The 18,021-nt window shown below is 60.9% G+C and carries 20 protein-coding genes; 8 read left to right on the forward strand and 12 right to left on the reverse strand.

The features are described from left to right. Positions 1 to 4 precede the first annotated feature (4 nt). The 3 genes from RLEG4DRAFT_RS23480 to RLEG4DRAFT_RS23490 all read right to left on the reverse strand — a co-directional run bounded on the left by RLEG4DRAFT_RS23480 (position 5) and on the right by RLEG4DRAFT_RS23490 (position 1,699). Positions 5 to 355, reverse strand: coding sequence for an antibiotic biosynthesis monooxygenase family protein (locus RLEG4DRAFT_RS23480; protein ID WP_003580524.1), 351 nt, complete (start codon positions 353 to 355; stop codon positions 5 to 7). 137 nt (positions 356 to 492) lie between these two features. After that, a complete protein-coding gene (locus RLEG4DRAFT_RS23485) occupies positions 493 to 1,029 on the reverse strand; it encodes a GNAT family N-acetyltransferase (RefSeq protein ID WP_003580525.1) in 537 nt (178 codons plus the stop codon). Positions 1,030 to 1,111: 82 nt separating this feature from the next. Continuing rightward, positions 1,112 to 1,699, reverse strand: a complete 588-nt coding sequence (locus RLEG4DRAFT_RS23490; RefSeq protein WP_003580526.1) for a TetR/AcrR family transcriptional regulator — start codon at positions 1,697 to 1,699, stop codon at positions 1,112 to 1,114. A 140-nt stretch (positions 1,700 to 1,839) separates the two neighbouring features. On the opposite strand from RLEG4DRAFT_RS23490, the gene RLEG4DRAFT_RS23495 reads away from it, so the two are divergent. Together RLEG4DRAFT_RS23495 and RLEG4DRAFT_RS23500 are read left to right on the forward strand one after the other, a co-directional pair. Continuing rightward, a complete protein-coding gene (locus RLEG4DRAFT_RS23495) occupies positions 1,840 to 2,397 on the forward strand; it encodes a DUF308 domain-containing protein (protein ID WP_003580527.1) in 558 nt (185 codons plus the stop codon). Between the two features lie 164 nt (positions 2,398 to 2,561). Continuing rightward, positions 2,562 to 3,542 (forward strand): SDR family oxidoreductase, encoded by a 981-nt coding sequence (locus tag RLEG4DRAFT_RS23500; protein ID WP_003580528.1) that lies wholly within the window; start codon positions 2,562 to 2,564, stop codon positions 3,540 to 3,542. A 712-nt stretch (positions 3,543 to 4,254) separates the two neighbouring features. Here RLEG4DRAFT_RS23500 and RLEG4DRAFT_RS23510 read toward each other — a convergent pair. After that, positions 4,255 to 5,145, reverse strand: coding sequence for a LysR family transcriptional regulator (locus RLEG4DRAFT_RS23510; protein ID WP_003580530.1), 891 nt, complete (start codon positions 5,143 to 5,145; stop codon positions 4,255 to 4,257). A 167-nt stretch (positions 5,146 to 5,312) separates the two neighbouring features. On the opposite strand from RLEG4DRAFT_RS23510, the gene RLEG4DRAFT_RS23515 reads away from it, so the two are divergent. Beyond that, positions 5,313 to 6,206 (forward strand): DMT family transporter, encoded by an 894-nt coding sequence (locus RLEG4DRAFT_RS23515; protein ID WP_003580531.1) that lies wholly within the window; start codon positions 5,313 to 5,315, stop codon positions 6,204 to 6,206. Positions 6,207 to 6,437: 231 nt separating this feature from the next. On the opposite strand, the gene RLEG4DRAFT_RS23520 is transcribed toward RLEG4DRAFT_RS23515, so the two are convergent. Next, complete coding sequence (locus RLEG4DRAFT_RS23520) at positions 6,438 to 7,190, reverse strand: nucleotidyltransferase domain-containing protein (RefSeq protein ID WP_003580532.1); 753 nt, start codon at positions 7,188 to 7,190, stop codon at positions 6,438 to 6,440. Between the two features lie 272 nt (positions 7,191 to 7,462). Between RLEG4DRAFT_RS23520 and RLEG4DRAFT_RS23525 the strand changes: the two genes are divergently transcribed. Both RLEG4DRAFT_RS23525 and RLEG4DRAFT_RS23530 read left to right on the forward strand, forming a co-directional pair. Continuing rightward, positions 7,463 to 8,158 (forward strand): fumarylacetoacetate hydrolase family protein, encoded by a 696-nt coding sequence (locus tag RLEG4DRAFT_RS23525; RefSeq protein WP_003580533.1) that lies wholly within the window; start codon positions 7,463 to 7,465, stop codon positions 8,156 to 8,158. A gap of 12 nt (positions 8,159 to 8,170) precedes the next feature. Next, positions 8,171 to 8,701, forward strand: a complete 531-nt coding sequence (locus tag RLEG4DRAFT_RS23530; protein WP_003580534.1) for a gamma carbonic anhydrase family protein — start codon at positions 8,171 to 8,173, stop codon at positions 8,699 to 8,701. Between the two features lie 125 nt (positions 8,702 to 8,826). Here RLEG4DRAFT_RS23530 and RLEG4DRAFT_RS23535 read toward each other — a convergent pair whose 3' ends face one another. From RLEG4DRAFT_RS23535 to RLEG4DRAFT_RS23550, 4 genes are all read right to left on the reverse strand, one after another. Then, on the reverse strand, positions 8,827 to 9,540 hold the full coding sequence (locus RLEG4DRAFT_RS23535) for a methyltransferase family protein (protein ID WP_003580535.1): 714 nt from the start codon (positions 9,538 to 9,540) through the stop codon (positions 8,827 to 8,829). A 51-nt stretch (positions 9,541 to 9,591) separates the two neighbouring features. Continuing rightward, positions 9,592 to 9,990 carry an ester cyclase gene (locus RLEG4DRAFT_RS23540; protein WP_003580536.1) on the reverse strand — a complete coding sequence of 133 codons (399 nt, stop codon included), beginning with the start codon at positions 9,988 to 9,990 and terminating at the stop codon, positions 9,592 to 9,594. A gap of 312 nt (positions 9,991 to 10,302) precedes the next feature. Next, positions 10,303 to 10,704, reverse strand: coding sequence for a hypothetical protein (locus RLEG4DRAFT_RS23545; RefSeq protein WP_003580537.1), 402 nt, complete (start codon positions 10,702 to 10,704; stop codon positions 10,303 to 10,305). A gap of 234 nt (positions 10,705 to 10,938) precedes the next feature. Beyond that, a complete protein-coding gene (locus RLEG4DRAFT_RS23550; RefSeq protein WP_003580538.1) occupies positions 10,939 to 11,514 on the reverse strand; it encodes a transglutaminase-like cysteine peptidase in 576 nt (191 codons plus the stop codon). A 190-nt stretch (positions 11,515 to 11,704) separates the two neighbouring features. Here RLEG4DRAFT_RS23550 and RLEG4DRAFT_RS47185 point away from each other — a divergent pair, with 190 nt between their 5' ends. Beyond that, positions 11,705 to 12,787, forward strand: coding sequence for a hypothetical protein (locus tag RLEG4DRAFT_RS47185; protein WP_003580539.1), 1,083 nt, complete (start codon positions 11,705 to 11,707; stop codon positions 12,785 to 12,787). 235 nt (positions 12,788 to 13,022) lie between these two features. Here the strand turns inward: RLEG4DRAFT_RS47185 and RLEG4DRAFT_RS23560 are convergent, their stop codons facing one another. Genes RLEG4DRAFT_RS23560 through RLEG4DRAFT_RS23570 form a run of 3 tightly spaced genes read right to left on the reverse strand, consistent with a single transcriptional unit; the run spans position 13,023 to position 15,176 of the window. After that, on the reverse strand, positions 13,023 to 13,421 hold the full coding sequence (locus tag RLEG4DRAFT_RS23560) for a Fur family transcriptional regulator (protein WP_003580540.1): 399 nt from the start codon (positions 13,419 to 13,421) through the stop codon (positions 13,023 to 13,025). A gap of 5 nt (positions 13,422 to 13,426) precedes the next feature. Then, on the reverse strand, positions 13,427 to 14,233 hold the full coding sequence (znuB, locus tag RLEG4DRAFT_RS23565; protein ID WP_003580541.1) for a zinc ABC transporter permease subunit ZnuB: 807 nt from the start codon (positions 14,231 to 14,233) through the stop codon (positions 13,427 to 13,429). Then, positions 14,226 to 15,176 (reverse strand): ATP-binding cassette domain-containing protein, encoded by a 951-nt coding sequence (locus RLEG4DRAFT_RS23570; protein ID WP_003580542.1) that lies wholly within the window; start codon positions 15,174 to 15,176, stop codon positions 14,226 to 14,228. The genes znuB and RLEG4DRAFT_RS23570 overlap by 8 nt, the downstream gene beginning before the upstream one ends. A gap of 101 nt (positions 15,177 to 15,277) precedes the next feature. On the opposite strand from RLEG4DRAFT_RS23570, the gene RLEG4DRAFT_RS23575 reads away from it, so the two are divergent. Next, complete coding sequence (locus tag RLEG4DRAFT_RS23575; protein ID WP_003580543.1) at positions 15,278 to 16,330, forward strand: zinc ABC transporter substrate-binding protein; 1,053 nt, start codon at positions 15,278 to 15,280, stop codon at positions 16,328 to 16,330. Positions 16,331 to 16,440: 110 nt separating this feature from the next. Continuing rightward, the gene (gene zigA / locus RLEG4DRAFT_RS23580; RefSeq protein ID WP_003580544.1) at positions 16,441 to 17,646 is read left to right on the forward strand and encodes a zinc metallochaperone GTPase ZigA; all 1,206 of its coding nucleotides are present in this window, start codon (positions 16,441 to 16,443) and stop codon (positions 17,644 to 17,646) included. Positions 17,647 to 18,021: the final 375 nt, after the last annotated feature.

Consider the following 18,021-nt stretch of genomic DNA (forward strand, 5'->3'; position numbering starts at 1 on the left):
GATCTCAATCGCCTGTAATCGACTGCTTCTCGATGTCAAACCCATAGGCCCGCTGCACGAGCGCAACGCGAATTTCATATCGGGAATACCAATCTTGGCGTCCTCGACGCTGTGCCTCGACGTGATCGACGACGGACTTCCAATTGCGGATGCTTCCTTCGTCCTTCCAGTAAGAGATCAATATCCCGAAGCCATCTGCTCCGCGGGCACTTTCGAAACCAAGATAGCCCGGCTGTCGACTTGCGAGTTCGGTCATTGCATAACCCATCTCACCGTAACCGTCGGCTATATCGGTTCGCTGAGACGTAAAGCTCACCATGTAGTATGGAGGTTCCGGTAGAGAAGAAATGCGCATTCAGCATCTCGCTTGTAGTCAATAGCAATTCGATCACACTCTCAGAGAGTGCAGGCGTATTCAAGCGCTACCAAGCCGAGCCGTCAGCAGATGGCGCGAAAGAAACCATAGCAGGGCATTCGGTGTGAGCGTTGCTATCAGATCCTACGTTCATCAATCGCATAGAGGTTGGTCGGCGCGTCATGGAGCATGACCTCGCGTTCAAAACGGAAGCCGCATTTCTCAAGAACCTGTTTTGACGCGGCGTTGGCCGAGCGGACCAACCCGATCTCACGGTCCACATGTAAGTCGTCAAAGGCAAAGGCCAGGGATTCTCTGACCAGTTCTGTGGCATAGCCCCGCCCCCAGCTTTCGGGCTGCAGATGATAGGAAAGATTGAGGCCATCGAAATCTCGGGAAATGGTCACGCCGCCGAAACCGATCAGCGCCCCCTCCGTCTCGACCGCCCAGCGCCCGAAGCCGTGCTCTTTCCAATGCTTGATATCGCGCGCAAGCCGCGCCGCACTTTCTTCCGGCGAGTCCGGCCGGGGCACGGGCCGATGCGCGACCAGTTCCGGACGTGAAAAAAGTTCGGCCAGGAAATGAATGTCCGCTGGCTGAGGAATTCTGAGCCTCAACCTCGTCGTCTGCCTCGGCGCCGGCGACGCAGCGCCATGGAACTCCTTTTCGCGCATCTCTCATCCAATTCCGGAAACCGCTATATGAATATCCGGACGTCACGCCTCGACGAGCCTCAGCTTATCATTGTCCGACGCCCTAGCGACCGATTGCCCGCAGCCTCGCAACTTCAGGGGCAACGACTGCGATGAAAAGCCCGGGATCGCCAAGCGCCCTCGCCGAGAGCATCGCCCCATGAACCGAGGCCATCAGCATTTGCGCTTGCTCTTCCGGCCGCTTGTCCAACTGGAACTGGCCCTGCTCGACCCCGTCCTGTAGCACTGAGCTAAGCCATGCCGCGAGACCCTGGAAATGGGCGCGGACAGGGGAGGCAACCTCGTCCGGCAGCATCTGCATTTCGCTGGCAAGCATCGCGCAGACGCAGAAGGGCCGCGAGGCGTCGCGAATGCATGTGTTCCAATAGCCGATATAGAATTGCAGCTGATCGGCCGGGCTTGCGGCCTGCTCGCGCACCGACTGCAGACCCGCCTGCGCCTGGTTGATGTAGCGCTCCACCAGCGCCGCGACCAGCTCGGCCTTGGTCGGAAAATGATGGTGGATGCTCGCTTTCCTGATACCGATCGCAGCCGAGATGTCGGCATAGCTGAAGCCGTTATAGCCTCCTGCCACGATGAGCGACTGCGCGATGTCGAGGATTTTGTCGGACGTCGAAGCCATTGATTTCATAACGTCGCCTACCTTCTGGTAGGCAGATTGTCAAGCCTCTCACTGCATCACGGCTATCACAACAAAGTGTGCGGACGGCGCGTTGACTCCACCTTTCTATCTACCTACTAGTAGGCAGGCAAATCATAAGGAATCTCCCGATGCAAACTCCAGCCTCCTTCCAGTCCAACTGGCTGAGATCCTATTATTTCACCCGCGCCGCCTTCTCGATGGTCTGGATTGCCGCCGCCATCCTCCTTGCCGGGCAGCCACGCGCCGTGGCCTTTCTGCTGGTGGCCTATCCCTTGTGGGATGCGCTCGCCAATCTGATCGATGCCCGGGTGAACGGCGGCCTGCAGGCCAACCCGTCTCAGACGCTGAATGTCGCGGTCAGCACCGTCACGGCACTCGCCGTCATCATCGCGCTCAGCAATAGCACCTACGCGGTCCTCGCCGTGTTCGGGGCTTGGGCGATCCTCTCGGGCCTGTTGCAGCTCAATACCGGCGTGAGGCGCTGGCGCACCTACGGCGCCCAATGGGTGATGATCCTGAGCGGTGCGCAATCGGCCCTTGCCGGTGGCTTCATGATCAGCCAGTCGTTTGCCGCCACCGCGCCGACGATCCTCGATATCTTGCCCTATGCCGGGTTCGGCGCCTTCTACTTCCTGTTGTCCTCGATCTGGCTCGTCGTCGCAGCCCGCCGCAAGGCACATGCATAGGCGCTGCCCGGTCCGCGCGGCGGCGATCCGAAGTATTGCCGCCGCCGCTCATTCCTATGCTCTCGGCCCCATGCTCTCGGCGGAGATTTGCGGGAGACGACCACCTTCTTTCGCGCTATGAAGGGTGATCGCAGTTCCTGCCCATAGACCCCGAGGTCACCCCCATGGCTTTGAAAGTTCTCTTCATTGGCGGCACCGGCCAAATCTCCTATCCATGCGTCGAACGCGCCATTGCCGCGGGCCATCATGTCAGCGTCTTCAATCGCGGCTTGCGAAGCGCCGCCTTGCCTGCCGGGGTAACCTCGATCGTCGGGGAGCTCGGATCGAGCGCCTATGCCGATCTCGCCAAGGCCAATTGTGATGTCGTCTGCCAGTTCATCGCCTTCACGCCGGATCAGGTTGGGCGCGACATCGAGGTATTCTCAGGCCATTGCGGCCAGTACATCTTCATCTCCTCGGCCTCGGTCTATGAAAAACCGCCGCGTCACTACGTGATCACCGAGGAGACGCCGGCGATCAATCCCTACTGGCCCTATAGCCAGGCGAAGATCGCCTGCGAGGAACTGCTCCAGAAATCCGGCAACCTCGGCTGGACGATCGTCCGCCCCAGCCACACCGTCCGCACCGGCCTGCCGATCATGATGGGCGACGCGGACGTCATGGCGAGACGCATGCTGGATGGCGAGCCTATCATTGTCGCGGGCGACGGCCACACGCCCTGGACGCTCACCCGCTCAGTCGATCTCGCCGTGCCTTTCGTCGGCCTTTTCGGCAAGCAAGCAGCGCTGAACGAGATTTTCCACATCACCTCCGACCGCGCCCATACCTGGGACGACATCCAGAAGACCATCGCCAGACTGCTCGGCGTCGAGGCGAAGATCGTCCACGTGCCGACCGACACGCTAATCCGGTACAATCCGGAATGGATCGGCCCTCTCCTTGGCGACAAGGCCTGGACGGCCATTTTCGACAACTCCAAGGTCAAGCGCGTGGCGGGCGATTTCACCTGCGCCGAGAGCCTGGATGAAATCCTGGCCGACTCGATCATGCACCTCAAGCAGCGCATGGCGAAGAGCCGCCCGCCGCGGGGTGAACTGGATGCTCTGGTCGACAGGATTTGCGCGGAGCAAGGTGCTCTCGGCTAGGCATATTTTCCAAGGCAGCGCACCTGCAGATGCGCCACTGCGTCGCTTGAACGACCGATTTGGAAAGTACCGGCGGCTTACGTCAGTTCTTTATCACGTTGATATTGACGGTTACGTCCTTGATGGTTCCTTCGCCGTAGGACACTCTGACCTTATACATATCCTTTCCAGAGTATCCGCTGTTGGACGTATAATATTCGGACACGCCAGGAGATTTCCTGGAATTGCACCTGATCTGCGGGGCACCTGTCGGGTAATGTGAAGAAATCTTTTCGTTAACGAATTCAACCGAACCGTGCGCCGGGGCTTGCACCAACTTTATCTTCGCCATCGTCGCCGCGGTGCAATCCGCATTCAAATTGTAAGACTGGCCCATTTTTGTCCGCTCGCCACTGACGGCGCGACTGTGATCCGCGGAAACCTGGACACCATTCTTGGTAGTGACACATCCGGAAAGACCTAAAGTTACGGAAAGTATGGGCATTAGAATATGGCTTGCTCTGAAAAATCGCGCCCCCGGCATTCTTCTTTCATCCTCTGGTTTTAATAATATTACAATTCAGCTTTAACCAACTGGCAGGGTATTGCAATGGCGCGAGCCGTTCACTTGCTCGCTGTCCTAAAGAGATGGCATGACCACTGACTGCAACCGATGGGAAGCAGAATTGTGATGGAGGCTGCACACTGGAAGCTTCCGACCAGTACCAGCAAATCAACTCGCCAAAGTCAGCCCGCCATACCGGCTGATTTCATTCTCGATCTCGGCGACCAGCGTATCGAGCGCCGGATTTCGCGCCTTTCGGGCGCGGCGCACGACATAGGCCAAGGCGGGAGGCGCCGGCAGGTGGTTGGTGATGATCTCCATCTCAGGGCGGAGGTGGCGCCCGTTGAGAAGCGCCACGCCAAGGGCCGAGGTGACGGCCGAGACGATGCCGGCGGCGCTTGCGCATTCGAAGACCGTTTCGAGCAGCGTATCGCCATCCTGGCCGATATCGAGCGCCCATTGGCGGTAGAAGCATTCGTCGTCGAAGGACAGGAAAGGGATGGGGCCACCCGGCGGCAGAACGAGATCCGGATGCTTCACCCAGTAGAGCTGCTCGCGGAAAAGCACGGTGTCGGTCGGGCGAACCTCGTGGGCAAAGATCTGCACGATTGCGGCGTCGAGTTCTCCCCGCTCCAGCATCGCCCTCAGCACCAGGCTCATCCTGACCTTGGTGCGCACGGCGACATCGGGATGCAGCCGTCGAAACCGGCCCAATATCCGGGCCAGATCGCTGCAGGTCGTATCCTCGGTCAGCCCCAGCGCGATGCGCCCGGCGAGTGGCGTTTTCGTCAGGCTGAGAAGCGCTTCGTCATGCAGGCCGAGGATGCGTTCGGCATAATCGAGCAAATCCTCGCCGGCAGCGGTAAACATCGGCGCTCCCGGCCTGCGGCTCAGCAGGTCGCAATCGAGGCTAGTCTCCAGCCGCTTGATCTTGTGGCTGACGGCCGATTGCGACAGGCCGAGCGCCTCGGCGGCGCGGGTGATCCCGCCGTGGCGGCGAACGGACCACAGGACGCGCAGCGCGTCTATTTCCAATCGTCGACTGTTGAGTTCCGTCACGAGAAGCCCTCGGCTGACTGTATTGCCAAGCTATGCATGGAGGCCGTGACGCTTGCAAGCCACCATCGACAAATAGGCAGATGTGTCATATCGCGATCGAAATTTGTCATGTGCGATGCCGTTCCGCTTGGCCTATGGCTCAACGAACTTATCAAATAGAGCATCCCATGACCGATCAAGCCATCGCCCGATCCGCGCCGCATCACCGCTTCCTCTGGCCGGTTCTGGCCACGCTTCTGGTGATCAGCTGGAGTTCCGGTTTCGTCGGCATCCGCTATGCCAGTGAAGAGGCGAGCGTCGTGCTGGTCCTGTTCTGGCGCACCCTTCTCTCGGGTCTGATACTGCTGCCCTTCGCCTTGGCCATCGGGCCGCGGATGTCTCTGCGCGGCGTGTTCGGTGAGATGCTCTTCGGCGTGATGTCGGTCTTCCTCTATCTCGGCGGCTTCGCGCTCGCCATCGAGCAGCGTGTGCCGACAGGGCTGGTCGCGCTGATTTCCGACCTCCTGCCGCTGGCGATTGCCTGCCTGTCGCAACCGCTCCTCGGCGAGCGGCTGACGCGGCGGCAATGGCTGGGGACGGCGATTGCGGTGGCGGGCGTATTGCTTGTTTCGCTCGAAAGCCTGAGCTTCGGCGAAGCTCCGTTCTGGGCCTATGGGCTGACGGTCGGCTCGATGCTGGTTTTTGCGCTGGCCTCCGTTCTCTACCGTCGCCGGCGCACGGAGCATATGCCCGTGCACCAGAGCCTCTGCATCCAGACGCTGACCGGCTCGGCCCTGTTTTCCCTCTGCGCCCTACTGCAGGGCAACATCGCCCCGCCGATGACCGCCGAATTCGCCATCGGCATGGCATGGCTCGTGCTGTTTGCGACCTTCTGCGCCTATTCCGTCTATTACACCAGTCTGCGGCTATTCCCGGTGGCGCAGGTCAGCGCCGTCATCTACCTCAGCCCGCCCGTCACCATGTTATGGGCGTGGGCTCTCTTCTCCGAGCCGCTGACGGCAACGATGTTCATCGGCCTGGCGGTGACGATGGTGGGGGTCTGGATGACCACGCGGGGGTGAATGCCCTGTCTCTTGCCGCAATGCGAGAATCGCCCATCCGGTGAAGGTAAAGCGGCATCCTCCAGGGCTCCTCATCGTGAGGCGCGCAGGCCAAGGCCGAAGCTCTAAGGACACGCCGTACGCCGCTCCTTGCAATCACCCGACGTCGCCGCACCCAACCCGCCCTTCGAGCCCCTAACAGTGCATCTCAGGATGAGGTTTTCTCGGGCCTTACCTTCGCTGACAGCACGTCTATTCCCGGCGTCGCGCATCCAGCGGAGCGTCCTGCCTGTATCCATCAAAATAACGGCCGCCGTGCGAAGCGAGCGTCCGGTCGGCCAGATCGAGGAGCCGGGCTCCGTCACCCTGGACCGCCAGTCTGAACGCCGTGTCGAATTCGCTCGCCAATTGCGGGTCGAATTTGATGAGAACACGGGGCGCCCATTTTCCCCGGCCGGCCCATTGGCCATGCCCGAGCAGAATGAGATCGGCGAGCTTCTGGTAGAGTTGTGCGGCAATGGCGGCAACCTCTTCGGGCGGGCGCTTGCCGCGCAGATCGTCGGCAAGATCAGTCACCTGATAGCGCAACGCGTCATAGGTCGGACCGGCCAGCGGTTTCGGCCCCGCCGCCAGCATGCCTGCCGCCTTTTCCTGGATAGCGCGGGCACGCTCGAAATCCGGCCCCAATATGCTGCCCGTCGTAACCATATTGCCCATGATGGGATAACCGCTCTCGGCATCCTGATGGAGATAATGCGCCAGCGTCTGCGGATCATGGATGAAGGTCTCGACCGGAAACTCGTCCTCCGTGAATGATTCCCGCCAAGCTCTTTCCAGCGCCGGAAACACGACGACCAGATCGATATCCGAAAACTCGGTCCCCTCGCCGCGCATAATGGAGCCGGAGACATAGGCGAAGGCGGCCCCGGCATAGCGGCTGGCGAGAGAGCGGCGGGCGGCGGCGAGCGCCCGCTCGGCAAGTATCTGTTTCGCAATATCGTCCATGTTCTCGTCCTCGAATGCGGGAGACGAGCGGCAACAAAAAGCCCGCTCGTTTCCGGCGGGTTGGTGTCTTCTGCAATGAACGGAATTCAGTTCACGCGCCTGCCACCCACCGCCAAACGGTGGTCGTAGACATCGTGGAGACTGTGAAAATCCTGCTCATGAATGCAAGTTATCGATCGTCGGCAACAGCGTCAATCTGTCAAGCACGCTTCCCCGCCGCACTGTTTTCCGTCTAAGATCACCGAAAGACTCGTTGAACAGGAAGGCCCGCCATGCCCCATCCCGCCACCGTCATTCCGCGCCCCGCACCGGTTCTGCTGCCGGTCGAGGGCACCGATGAGCGCTTTCCGGTGCGACGCGTTTATTGCGTCGGGCGCAACTATGCTGACCATGCGATCGAGATGGGCCATGATCCCTCCCGCGAGCCGCCCTTCTTCTTCCAGAAGAATGCCGATAACCTGCTGCCGGCAGGTAATGCTTTTCCCTATCCGCCGCTCTCTAATGATGTGCATTACGAGGTCGAATGCGTGCTGGCGCTGAGATCCGGCGGCGCTGACATTCAGGCCGCAGATGCGCTCGACTGCATTTACGGTTATGCCGTCGGCATCGATTTCACCCGTCGTGACCTGCAGGGAGAAGCCAAGAAGCTCGGCCGCCCCTGGGAGCTCGCCAAGGCCTTCGAACGTTCCGCCCCCGTCTCGGCGATCGTGCCGGCAAGCCGCCTCGGTCATCCCGCCGATGGCCGGATCTGGCTGGAGCAGAACGGCAAGCGCGTCCAGGACGGTGACCTCAACCAGATGATCTGGAAGGCGCCTGAGATCATCGCCGAGCTCTCGAAGCTCTTCGTGCTGGCGCCGGGCGATGTGATCATGACCGGCACACCAGCCGGCGTCGGCGCGGTTGCCAGGGGCGACCGCATCACCTGCGGCATCGACGGCGTGGCAACGCTGTCGGTCGAGGTCATCTGAGCGGAGGATACCATGCCGATCTACGCCCTGGGCGGACTGACCCCGAAGCTACCGCCCGCCGGCTTTCACTGGATCGCGCCGGATGCGCATGTGATCGGCGACATCGAGCTCGGCGAGAATGTCGGCATCTGGTTCGGCTCGGTGCTGCGCGGCGACGATGAGCGGATCACCATTGGCGCCGGCACCAACATCCAGGAAGGCGTGATGGCCCATACCGACATGGGCTTCCCGCTGACCACGGGCAAAGGCTGCACCATCGGCCACCACGCCATCCTCCACGGCTGCACGCTCGGCGACAACGTGCTGATCGGCATGGGCGCCACCATCCTGAACGGCGGGAAGATCGGCAGCAACTGCCTGGTCGGCGCCAATGCGCTGGTCACCGAAGGCAAGGAATTTCCCGACAACTCCCTGATCGTCGGAGCACCTGCCCGCGTCGTGCGCGTGCTGGATGAGAAGGCTGTCGAGAGTATTCGCCGTTCGGCGGAAAATTATGTGGCGAACTGGCAGCGGTTTGCGCGGGATCTGAAGGTCATTGGGTGATTAGCTGGGAATTGCGGGCGTCCTCGCCCTTCGAGGCCCTTTGCGGGCTACTTCAGGATGAGGCCGGAGAGAGGTGATGGGTGTCCCACGGCACGCCTGCAAAGAAGAGAAGTAAAGTCTGGCGCTCACCAAATCCCCGGAATCCAGCGCCAGCGCACCCGCCCCATATACTCGGCATATCCCTCGAGCCCCTTGCGCAATTCCGCCTCCTCCCCCAGCGTCCGGCCGAAAAGCACCACGACCAGCAGCCCCACGGGGATCAGCGCGTAGAGCGAGCCAAGCGACAGCGCCATTCCGATGCCCAGCACGATGGCGAAGGCGTATCCGGGGTGGCGGATGACCGCATAGGGGCCGGTGTCGATCACCTTATGGTCGCGATCGGTTTGGATGCGCACCGTCGGCTCGAAGTGCCGGTTGACGGACTGCGCCCAGGTCGGGCCCAAATAGCCCGATGTCATCAGGATATAGCCGATGAAAACGACCCAATCGGGCTGCGGCGCCCAATGGAAACGCCCGTCATCGAAGGCGCCGACCGGAAGAAGAATGGCCGCAAAGAGGATGATCGTCAGTGTCGCCACCACGGCGTCCCAGGCCTTGGTGCCTTTCTGGTATCGGCTGCGCGCCGCAAACAGTTCCGGGTTCACGCGCCAGATCCAGATCATCGCGACAAATGTCAGCGCAAGAAAGAGGCCGAGAAACATCCAGCCCCGCGGCCAATCGAGCCTGCCGGCTGGCCAGAAGAGCGCGGCAAACATCAGGGCGATGGTTATCGCAAGCGATCCGAGCGATGGCGCTGCGGCTGCGAATATCTGAACGGGGCGGATGTCCTGCCGTGTCATGACCGCCGCTCCTTTCTCCTCGGGATATACGCCCACTTCAAGGTCGGGCGATCAGCTCTCGCCCCGAAGCTGGGCTTCGATCGCCGCCTTGTCGATGACCGACCAGACCTCGACGATCTTTCCGCCGCGAAATTCGTAGATCACGTTCTCGGCGAAGGAAAGGCGTCGGCCGTTCACGTCGAGCCCGAGGAACTTTCCCTTCGGCGCGCAGTCGAAGCCGAGCCGGCACGCAACGTAAGGCGGATCGGCAACCAGCGTCACAACATTGAAATAGAGATCGGGAATGTCATCGAAATCCCGCTCCAGCATTTCGACGTAACCCGACACCCCGAGCCGCCGGCCGTTATGCACCGCGCCATCATCGACGAACTGCCCGAGTTTCGGCCAGTCCTGCCTGTTCAGGCAGGCGATGTAGCCGCGATAGAGGTCCGAGAGTTCAGTCTTGGTCACGCGACTGCTCCTGCTTGTCGGCAGTTTCTGTCAGAAAGGTAGGGTCGCGGGTTGATTTGGTTATGGCAGTTCCGCTGTCGCCATCCACATCGCCGTATGTGACACGGGCCGCCAGCCCCCGTCCTTCGACGGTCAGGCACGGAACGAGATTTGAGACGGTGCCTCAGTTCTTCCCGTCGTTGATGGAGAGTTGAGGCTGCCGGTTGCTCCCTCTTCTCCCCAAGCGCAACCCGATGGCAACCCAACGTATCCCGCGTTCGCGTTGCCGGAGACTGCCGTGGCGGCAATACCTTATATCGTTGAAAAACCGCCCTACTCGGCCGCTTCCAAAAACTGGCTGTTTCGTGAGGAAGCGGCAAGCGCCTGAACCCTGGCTTCCGCCTTGGCGATCAGCTGATAGAATTCGTCCTGGGCTTCGACATCCAGTTGAATGACAGCGTTGACGTCGTCGGGCGTATCACAGACGCAGGCGACGGCAGAAATGGGACAGATGCCGCCGGGGTAACGCTTGCCGGTTCCGGTATAGGCGCGACGGCCCCAACGCTCGGAATAGATCGTTTCTTCCCGCTCGAGATGCAGGATCGTTCCCTTGCAGGCGGTCACAATGGCCGCTTTGCCGTAGGCGAACCAATGATAGTTCAGCCTTCGGAGAATATATTTGCCGGTGATATCTTCGCCAGCCAGTTCGGCAGGGTTTTCAATCATTCTGATCATGAAGGCTTCCCTCAACGTTTGCAGAATATCCTTCATCTCTGCTGACGCGGCAAGTCAAAAAACGCTGCTTTTGGAGACACTTAGTCACAAAGTGTTTCCGATTCTTACACCAGGCACTCGCCGAGGATCTCGTTGGACACACAATTCTTCGTCGAATTTCCCGCTATCTGCACCCGATTTGGGCGTTGATCGAGGTAGCGCCAGGCTTGGCGTTTGAACGACGCCGCGTCCGGTTCAGGAGAACTCACCTGCCCGCGGACCGGCAAGCGTCACGCGCCAGCCCGTGCGCGATTGGAAATCCTGAGTGGCCAGAAACGTATAGCCCGTCATGCGCCAGGGCCTCACGGCACTGGTCAGATTGTCGAGCACGTAGTCACCGCCATCCGTCCGGGCAATGAGAACGACATGGTTTTGATCATGCGGTCCAATGACCACGGACAGCGCCAACCTGTGCGATGGAAAACCAGCCTCGATCAGGTCCTTCATCTTCTGGAGGGCGTAGTCCTCACAGTCGCCACGGCCGGCAACCGGCAGGGACCAAACATCCTTGTTTCCGGAAGACGGGCGATCTTCCGCAGGGATAATGCGTCCATTTACAGCACGATTGACCTTTTGAAGAAGCGCCATCCCTGCCGTGTCGTTCGGCTGTTGCGCCGCCGTCCTGCCGCACAGCCACTTGTACTTGGCGCAGGCTGCGGCGAATCCAACTGGTGCGCCGATGCTTCTCGTCACCGGCAGCGATGATCCAGCAACCGCCTGAAAAGGCACAAGAATGAATAAAACTGCAGCAAGAGAAAAGAGACGCTTCATAGCCGATTCCCTTATTTGTCCCGCGACTATAACAGAGGCGGGATAAAAATTTATTAAAATTTTATACTTACGAATTTAACCGTATTATATAACAGATACAGATTAACCATTGTTTATTCTTCACGTTAATTCATTGTTAGTATAAGAACTCTCCCCATTAACATTCGGTTAACCTTGGGAGACGCGTAAAATGATCAGCAGAGCATCGAAATTCGGCCTTGCCATTGCTTCCCTTCTGGCAAGCAGCAGCTTGGCAACGGCAGCCCCGGCTGTCGTTAATTGCGGCAGCGCAGTTCGCGGCACACTCGAATACAGGTTGTGCATGCCGACCAGAGCAATTCAGGCCGATAGCAAATTCAGTCCCAACGATAGCGATCACGGCAGCCAAAACGTTGGCGGCGGCAAGAAGACATCCAACACCGGTTCGGTCGCCAGCAATGGGAACGATGGCAATAGCAACAGCGGTGGCAGCGGCGAAGGCGCCGATCAGGGCGACGACACCGGCGGAAAAGATCAAGACCCGGGCAAGGATGACCACCACGGAAAGAACGACCACGGCGGCAAGGATCACGATGATCACGGCGGCGGCAAGGGCGGAAAAGACCACGACCACGGCAAGGATGGCAAGGGCCACCACGGAAAGGACGATCACGGCGGCAAGGACCGCGATGATCACGGCGGCGGCAAGGGTGGAAAAGACCGCGACCACGGCAAGGATGGCAAGGGTGGTCCCGGCAAGGGCGACAACGACGGCCCCGGCAAGAACGACAACGGCGGTTCCGGCAAGAGTGACAATGGTGGTTCCGGCAAGAGCGACAATGGCGGTTCCGGCAACAGCGACAATGGCGGTTCCGGCAAGAGCGACAATGGCGGTTCCGGCAACAGCGACAATGGCGGTTCCGGCAACAGCGACAACGGCGGTTCCGGCAAGAGCGACAATGGCGGTTCCGGCAACAGCGACAATGGCGGTTCCGGCAAGAGCGACAATGGCGGCTCCGGCAAGAGCGACAATGGCGGTTCCGGCAACAGCGACAATGGCGGTTCCGGCAAGAGCGACAATGGCGGCTCCGGCAAGAGCGACAATGGCGGCTCCGACAAGGGCGACAATGGCGGTTCCGGCAAGAGCGACAATGGCGGCTCCGGCAAGAGCGACAATGGCGGTTCCGGCAAGAGCGACAATGGCGGTTCCGGCAAGAGCGACAATGGCGGCTCCGGCAAGAGCGACAATGGCGGCCCCGGCAAGAGCGACAATGGCGGCCCCGGCAAGGGCTGACCTAACGCTGGCCGGGAGTAAACTCGACCGGCGAAAGAATGCAAAAGATGAGGCCGGTTTCCGGCCTCATCTTTTGTCACGTTTGAGTTTCCGTCGACTCCATCACTTTCAGGAAGATAAGCGAAAGACACTTCGCATTCATAGGAGCCATTCACCGCTCGGACGCGCGGTGGTTGGATTCCCGCGACAAGCATAGCATTGAGCCAGGTGAAGCGACCTCATTCCGGCCCGCGCTTTACGCAGCACAAGCCTGACACAATCCGCGGATCTCGATCGTCGTCTTCTCCGGCTTGAATTTTTGGCCTCGCACCCAGCCCATCAGCCGGTGGTCGACCTCGTGGTCGTGGAATTCCATCACCTGGCCGCAGCTTTCGCAGATGGCGAAGGCGACGATGCCGTGGCTGTGGCAGTCGTCGCCCGGATGGGCGCAGGCAACGAAGGAATTGATGCTTTCGAGCCGGTGCACGACACCGTATTCGAGCAGCTTTTCCAGCGCCCGGTAAACCTGCAGCGGTGCGCGAAAACCGTGGTCACGCAGCTTGTCGAGGATGGTATAGGCGCTGAGCGGCCCTTCGGCCTTTTCGAGCACGTCGAAGACCAGCGACTGGTTCTTGGTGAGTTGCGGTGTCGTCATGAGCCTTATCCTTGCATGACTGCGCGGTGCCGCCTGAGGGGAAGCAGGCTGAGAATGAAGAGGATCAGCGCCGCGACCACGATCGACGGACCCGACGGCGTGTCGTAGGTGAGCGAGCCGAACAGCCCGCCGACGACGGCAATGGCCCCGATGACCGAGGCGAGCACCGCCATGATCTCCGGCGTCGCCGAAAAGCGCCGCGCCGCAGCCGCCGGAATGATCAGCAGCGAGGTGATCAGCATGATGCCGACGATCTTCATGGCGATGGCGATGACGACGGCCATCAAAAGCATGAAGAACAGCCGCGCCCGCTCCGGCTTCAGGCCCTCGGCCTCGGCAAGCTCGGCATTGACTGTCGCCGCCAGCAGCGGCCGCCAGAGCCAGGCCATTGCCACGAGCACGAACAGCCCACCACCCCAGATCAGCGCGATGTCGGTCGAGGAAACCGCGAGAATGTCGCCGAACAGGAAGGCGATAAGATCGATCCGCACCCAGCTCATGAAGGCGACCATGACGAGGCCGATCGCCAATGTGGCATGCGAAAGGATGCCGAGCAGCGCATCGGCCGACAGCGCCTGACGTTTCTGCAGGAAGAGCAGCAGCACCGATACGAGGGCTGCGACGGCAAAGACGGCCAGCGTCAGATTGAGTTCGAAGAGCAGCGAAAGTGCGACGCCGAGCAGCGCCGAATGGGCGATCGTATCGCCGAAATAGGCCATGCGCCGCCAGATGATGAAGCAGCCGAGCGGCCCCGTCGTCAGCGCCAGCCCGACGCCAGCGAGGATGGCGCGCACAAAGAAATCGTCAAGCATGGCGGCCCTCCCCACGGTGGGAATGGGCATGCGCGTGTCCATGTCCATGGTGGTCGTCGTGATCATGAGCATGGTCGTGCGCATGACCGTCATGCGCGTGCTCATCGCCAGCATGAGCGTGCTCATGGCCAGCATGAGCGTGATGCCCGTCATCGGGGTGGCAATGATCGGTCACCGTGCCGTCGGCATGCTGCACACGCCCATCCGGCAGGTGCGTATGGTCATGGTGATGGCTGTAGACGGCAAGCGTCTGCGCTGCGCGGCTGCCGAACAGGCGCACATATTCCGGGCTGCGGCTGACGGCTTCGGGCGTGCCGCGGCAGCAGACATGGCCGTTGAGGCAAATGACCGTGTCGGTCTCGGCCATGACCACATGCAGATCGTGCGAGATCAGCAGGATGCCGCAGCCGCTGGCGTTGCGGATCGATTTGATCAGATCGTAGAGCGCGATCTCGCCGGAGAAATCGACGCCCTGCACCGGCTCGTCGAGCACGAGCAGATCGGGTTTGCGGGCAATGGCGCGGGCCATCAGCGCCCGCTGGAATTCGCCCCCGGAGAGATGGTGCACCTCGGCGTCAAGCATATGGTCGATGCCGGCGGCTTCGAGTGCCGCACGCATGTCGCTTTCCGGCAGGGGCCCGGTCAGCGTCATCAGCCGGCGCACCGAAAGCGGCAGCGTCCAGTCGATCGCAAGCTTCTGCGGGACATAGCCGACCTTCAGACCGGCAAGACGCTCCACCCTGCCCTCATTCGGCTTCAGCACACCGATCGCCGCCTTGGCGCTGGTCGACTTGCCGGAGCCGTTCGGCCCGATCAGAGTGACGATCTCGCCGCGCGAGACGGAAAATTCGACACCGCGCACAAGCCAGCGGCCGTTGCGCAGAACGCCGACATTTTCGAGCGAAACCAGCGGTTCGCCCTTCGTATTTGCGGGAGAGAGCATCAAATTTTCCGACAGCGCTGTTGCATCCTGCTATTGCACACGTTATAGCATAACGCAATTGATGTAATAACATAACATCTGCAATTCAAGCGGAGCATTCGATGAAGCGCACCCTGGGCCCAGCCCTGAAGATCTTGGCCTTGAGAATTCCGGTCGCTCTCGCCCTGCCGGCGCTGGCGGTCCCTGCCTTGCTTTTTGCCGGCACGATGCGAGCGGCCGACGCGCCGGTCGTTGTCACCTCGATCAAGCCGATCCATTCGCTGGTTGCGGCGATCATGCAGGGCGTGGGCGAACCGGAACTGATCGTCGATGGCGCCGCCTCCCCGCATACCTACAGCCTGAAGCCGTCGAATGCGCGCGCGCTGCAGGAGGCCAAGGTGATCTTCTGGACCGGGCCCGGCCTCGAGGCTTTCCTGGAAAAACCGCTGGAGGCGCTGGGCTCGAAGGCCAGCATCGCCGAACTCGACCATGCCCCCGGCCTCGTCAAGCTGCCCTTCCGCGAAGGCGGCGCCTTCGAGCCGCATGAAGATGGTGATGAGCACCATGACGCTTCCGCCGAAGGTGAGGATCACGATCATGCCGCCGACACCGGGCATGATGATGACCACGGACAGGACAGTGACCATGACCATGGCGCCTTCGACACGCATCTCTGGCTCGACCCGATGAATGCCAAAGCCATGGCTGCCGTGATCACCACGACGCTGGTCGCCGCTGACCCCGCCAATGCGCTGACCTACCAGGCCAATGCCAAGGCGCTTGATGATAAGCTGACGGCGCTGGACACGGAAATCGCCGCCACCGTCGCTCCCGTCAAGGACAAGCCCTTCATCGTCTTCCACGACGCCTACCAGTATTTCGAGCACCGCTACGGCATCCGCGTCGCTGGTTCGATCACCGTCAGCCCGGAAACCATTCCCGGTGCCGAGCGCGTTTCGGAAATCCACCGCAAGGTCGGCGAACTCGGCGCCACCTGCGTCTTTGCCGAACCGCAATTCGAGCCACGCCTGGTCAATGTCGTTATCGAGGGCACGAACGCCAGATCCGGCGTGCTCGACCCCGAAGCCGCAACGCTGAAGGCCGGTCCCGATCTCTACTTCACCCTCATGCGCGGCATCGCCGAGAGCATGAAGGATTGCCTCTCCAGCGCATGATTGTCATGCGGCACTGCGTGGAGAACTGAGGCGGAAAGAGGCGGATGACCCCGTTCCGCCTTTTTTCGGCTCCATCTATGTAATGATATAACATTAACATGTGAGGTTTCATGGACAACAGACTTCCGGTCACGGTGCTCTCCGGCTTTCTCGGTGCAGGCAAGACGACGCTGCTGAATCACGTGCTCGCCAATCGCGACGGCTTGCGCGTCGCCGTCATCGTCAACGACATGAGCGAGGTGAATATCGACGCCGCCCTCGTGCGCGATGGCGGCGCCAATCTCTCTCGCACCGATGAGCAGTTGGTCGAGATGACCAATGGCTGCATCTGCTGCACGCTGCGCGACGACCTTTTGAAGGAGGTGCGCGATCTGGCGACCCAAGGCCGTTTCGATTACCTGCTGATCGAATCTACAGGCATCGCCGACCCCCTGCCGGTCGCCACCACCTTCGAATTCCGCGACGAGAACGGTCAGAGCCTTTCCGACGTCGCAAGGCTCGATACGATGGTGACCGTCGTCGACGCCGCCAACCTGCTTGCCGATTATGCCTCGGCCGATTTCCTCGCCGACCGCGGCGAAACGGCAGGCGACGGCGATACCAGAACCATCGTCGACCTGCTGGTCGAGCAGATCGAATTCGCCGATGTCGTGGTGCTGAACAAGATCGGCACGGCAAGCGAAAAGGAACGCGACGCCGCGCGAAAAATCATCACCGGCCTCAACCCCGATGCGACGCTGATCGAGGCGGATTTCGGCAAGGTGGCGTTAGAGGAGGCGCTCGGCACCGGCCGCTTCGATATCGACAGGGCCGAGACCCATCCGCTCTGGTACAAGGAACTGCACGGCTTCAAGGACCACGTGCCGGAGACCGAGGAATACGGCATCCGCTCCTTTGTCTACCGCGAAAAGCGGCCCTTCCATCCGGCAAAATTGCAGGCCTTTCTCGATCTCACATGGCCGGGCGTGGTGCGAGCCAAAGGCTTCTTCTGGCTGGCGACGCGGCCGCATCATGTCGGCGAGATCAGCCAGGCGGGCGCGCTCGTGCGCACCGGCAAGATGGGTCTCTGGTGGGCGGCGGTGCCGCGCGAACAATGGCCGGATGAACCGGGCTTCAAGAATGCCATCGACCCCTATCTCGACCCCGTCTGGGGCGACCGCCGCCAGGAAATCGTCTTCATCGGCGCTGATCCGATGGACGAGGCCTGGATCAGGAGAGAACTCGACGCCTGCCTCATCGAGACCGAGGTCTTCGCGCCCGATCGCTGGCGCAACCTACCCGACCCCTTCGCCAGCTGGAGCCGCCAGGCGGCATGAAGGCACCGGTTATCAAACCCTACCGCTGCGTCTGCACGGAGTGTGATCCGTTGCCGCCGATCGAGGGGCTGCATCCGTCGACGCATGAGGGAGCGACCGAGACACAGCGCAAAGCAAGGGGATTGCTCGGCATTATCGCGGAGCGGGTGATGCCACGTAGGCAGGAGTGACGGGAATGGCTGGAGGATGGGCAAAAGGCTTATTACGCGTGATTTTGAGCAATTTGCCATGCCTTTCCTTCCACCAGCGTCAGTGTGCTTGACACCCCCCTCTGCCCTGCCGGGCATCTCCCCGACAAGGGGAGAGATCGGACGTGGCCTGACCTTCCTGCACATACCGCTTCGTCAGGCTAACGCTAATTGTTTGGGGAAGCCG

Source organism: Rhizobium leguminosarum bv. trifolii WSM2297, assembly GCF_000271845.1.

What these genes read in the sequence shown, in the direction of transcription:
- RLEG4DRAFT_RS23480 (WP_003580524.1), bottom strand. Translation starts at nt 355, where the DNA reads ATGCGCATTTCTTCTCTACCGGAACCTCCATACTACATGGTGAGCTTT.
- RLEG4DRAFT_RS23485 (WP_003580525.1), bottom strand. Translation starts at nt 1,029, where the DNA reads ATGCGCGAAAAGGAGTTCCATGGCGCTGCGTCGCCGGCGCCGAGGCAG.
- RLEG4DRAFT_RS23490 (WP_003580526.1), bottom strand. Translation starts at nt 1,699, where the DNA reads ATGAAATCAATGGCTTCGACGTCCGACAAAATCCTCGACATCGCGCAG.
- RLEG4DRAFT_RS23495 (WP_003580527.1), top strand. Translation starts at nt 1,840, where the DNA reads ATGCAAACTCCAGCCTCCTTCCAGTCCAACTGGCTGAGATCCTATTAT.
- RLEG4DRAFT_RS23500 (WP_003580528.1), top strand. Translation starts at nt 2,562, where the DNA reads ATGGCTTTGAAAGTTCTCTTCATTGGCGGCACCGGCCAAATCTCCTAT.
- RLEG4DRAFT_RS23515 (WP_003580531.1), top strand. Translation starts at nt 5,313, where the DNA reads ATGACCGATCAAGCCATCGCCCGATCCGCGCCGCATCACCGCTTCCTC.
- RLEG4DRAFT_RS23520 (WP_003580532.1), bottom strand. Translation starts at nt 7,190, where the DNA reads ATGGACGATATTGCGAAACAGATACTTGCCGAGCGGGCGCTCGCCGCC.
- RLEG4DRAFT_RS23525 (WP_003580533.1), top strand. Translation starts at nt 7,463, where the DNA reads ATGCCCCATCCCGCCACCGTCATTCCGCGCCCCGCACCGGTTCTGCTG.
- RLEG4DRAFT_RS23530 (WP_003580534.1), top strand. Translation starts at nt 8,171, where the DNA reads ATGCCGATCTACGCCCTGGGCGGACTGACCCCGAAGCTACCGCCCGCC.
- RLEG4DRAFT_RS23535 (WP_003580535.1), bottom strand. Translation starts at nt 9,540, where the DNA reads ATGACACGGCAGGACATCCGCCCCGTTCAGATATTCGCAGCCGCAGCG.
- RLEG4DRAFT_RS23545 (WP_003580537.1), bottom strand. Translation starts at nt 10,704, where the DNA reads ATGATCAGAATGATTGAAAACCCTGCCGAACTGGCTGGCGAAGATATC.
- RLEG4DRAFT_RS23550 (WP_003580538.1), bottom strand. Translation starts at nt 11,514, where the DNA reads ATGAAGCGTCTCTTTTCTCTTGCTGCAGTTTTATTCATTCTTGTGCCT.
- RLEG4DRAFT_RS47185 (WP_003580539.1), top strand. Translation starts at nt 11,705, where the DNA reads ATGATCAGCAGAGCATCGAAATTCGGCCTTGCCATTGCTTCCCTTCTG.
- RLEG4DRAFT_RS23560 (WP_003580540.1), bottom strand. Translation starts at nt 13,421, where the DNA reads ATGACGACACCGCAACTCACCAAGAACCAGTCGCTGGTCTTCGACGTG.
- znuB (WP_003580541.1), bottom strand. Translation starts at nt 14,233, where the DNA reads ATGCTTGACGATTTCTTTGTGCGCGCCATCCTCGCTGGCGTCGGGCTG.
- RLEG4DRAFT_RS23570 (WP_003580542.1), bottom strand. Translation starts at nt 15,176, where the DNA reads ATGCTCTCTCCCGCAAATACGAAGGGCGAACCGCTGGTTTCGCTCGAA.
- RLEG4DRAFT_RS23575 (WP_003580543.1), top strand. Translation starts at nt 15,278, where the DNA reads ATGAAGCGCACCCTGGGCCCAGCCCTGAAGATCTTGGCCTTGAGAATT.
- zigA (WP_003580544.1), top strand. Translation starts at nt 16,441, where the DNA reads ATGGACAACAGACTTCCGGTCACGGTGCTCTCCGGCTTTCTCGGTGCA.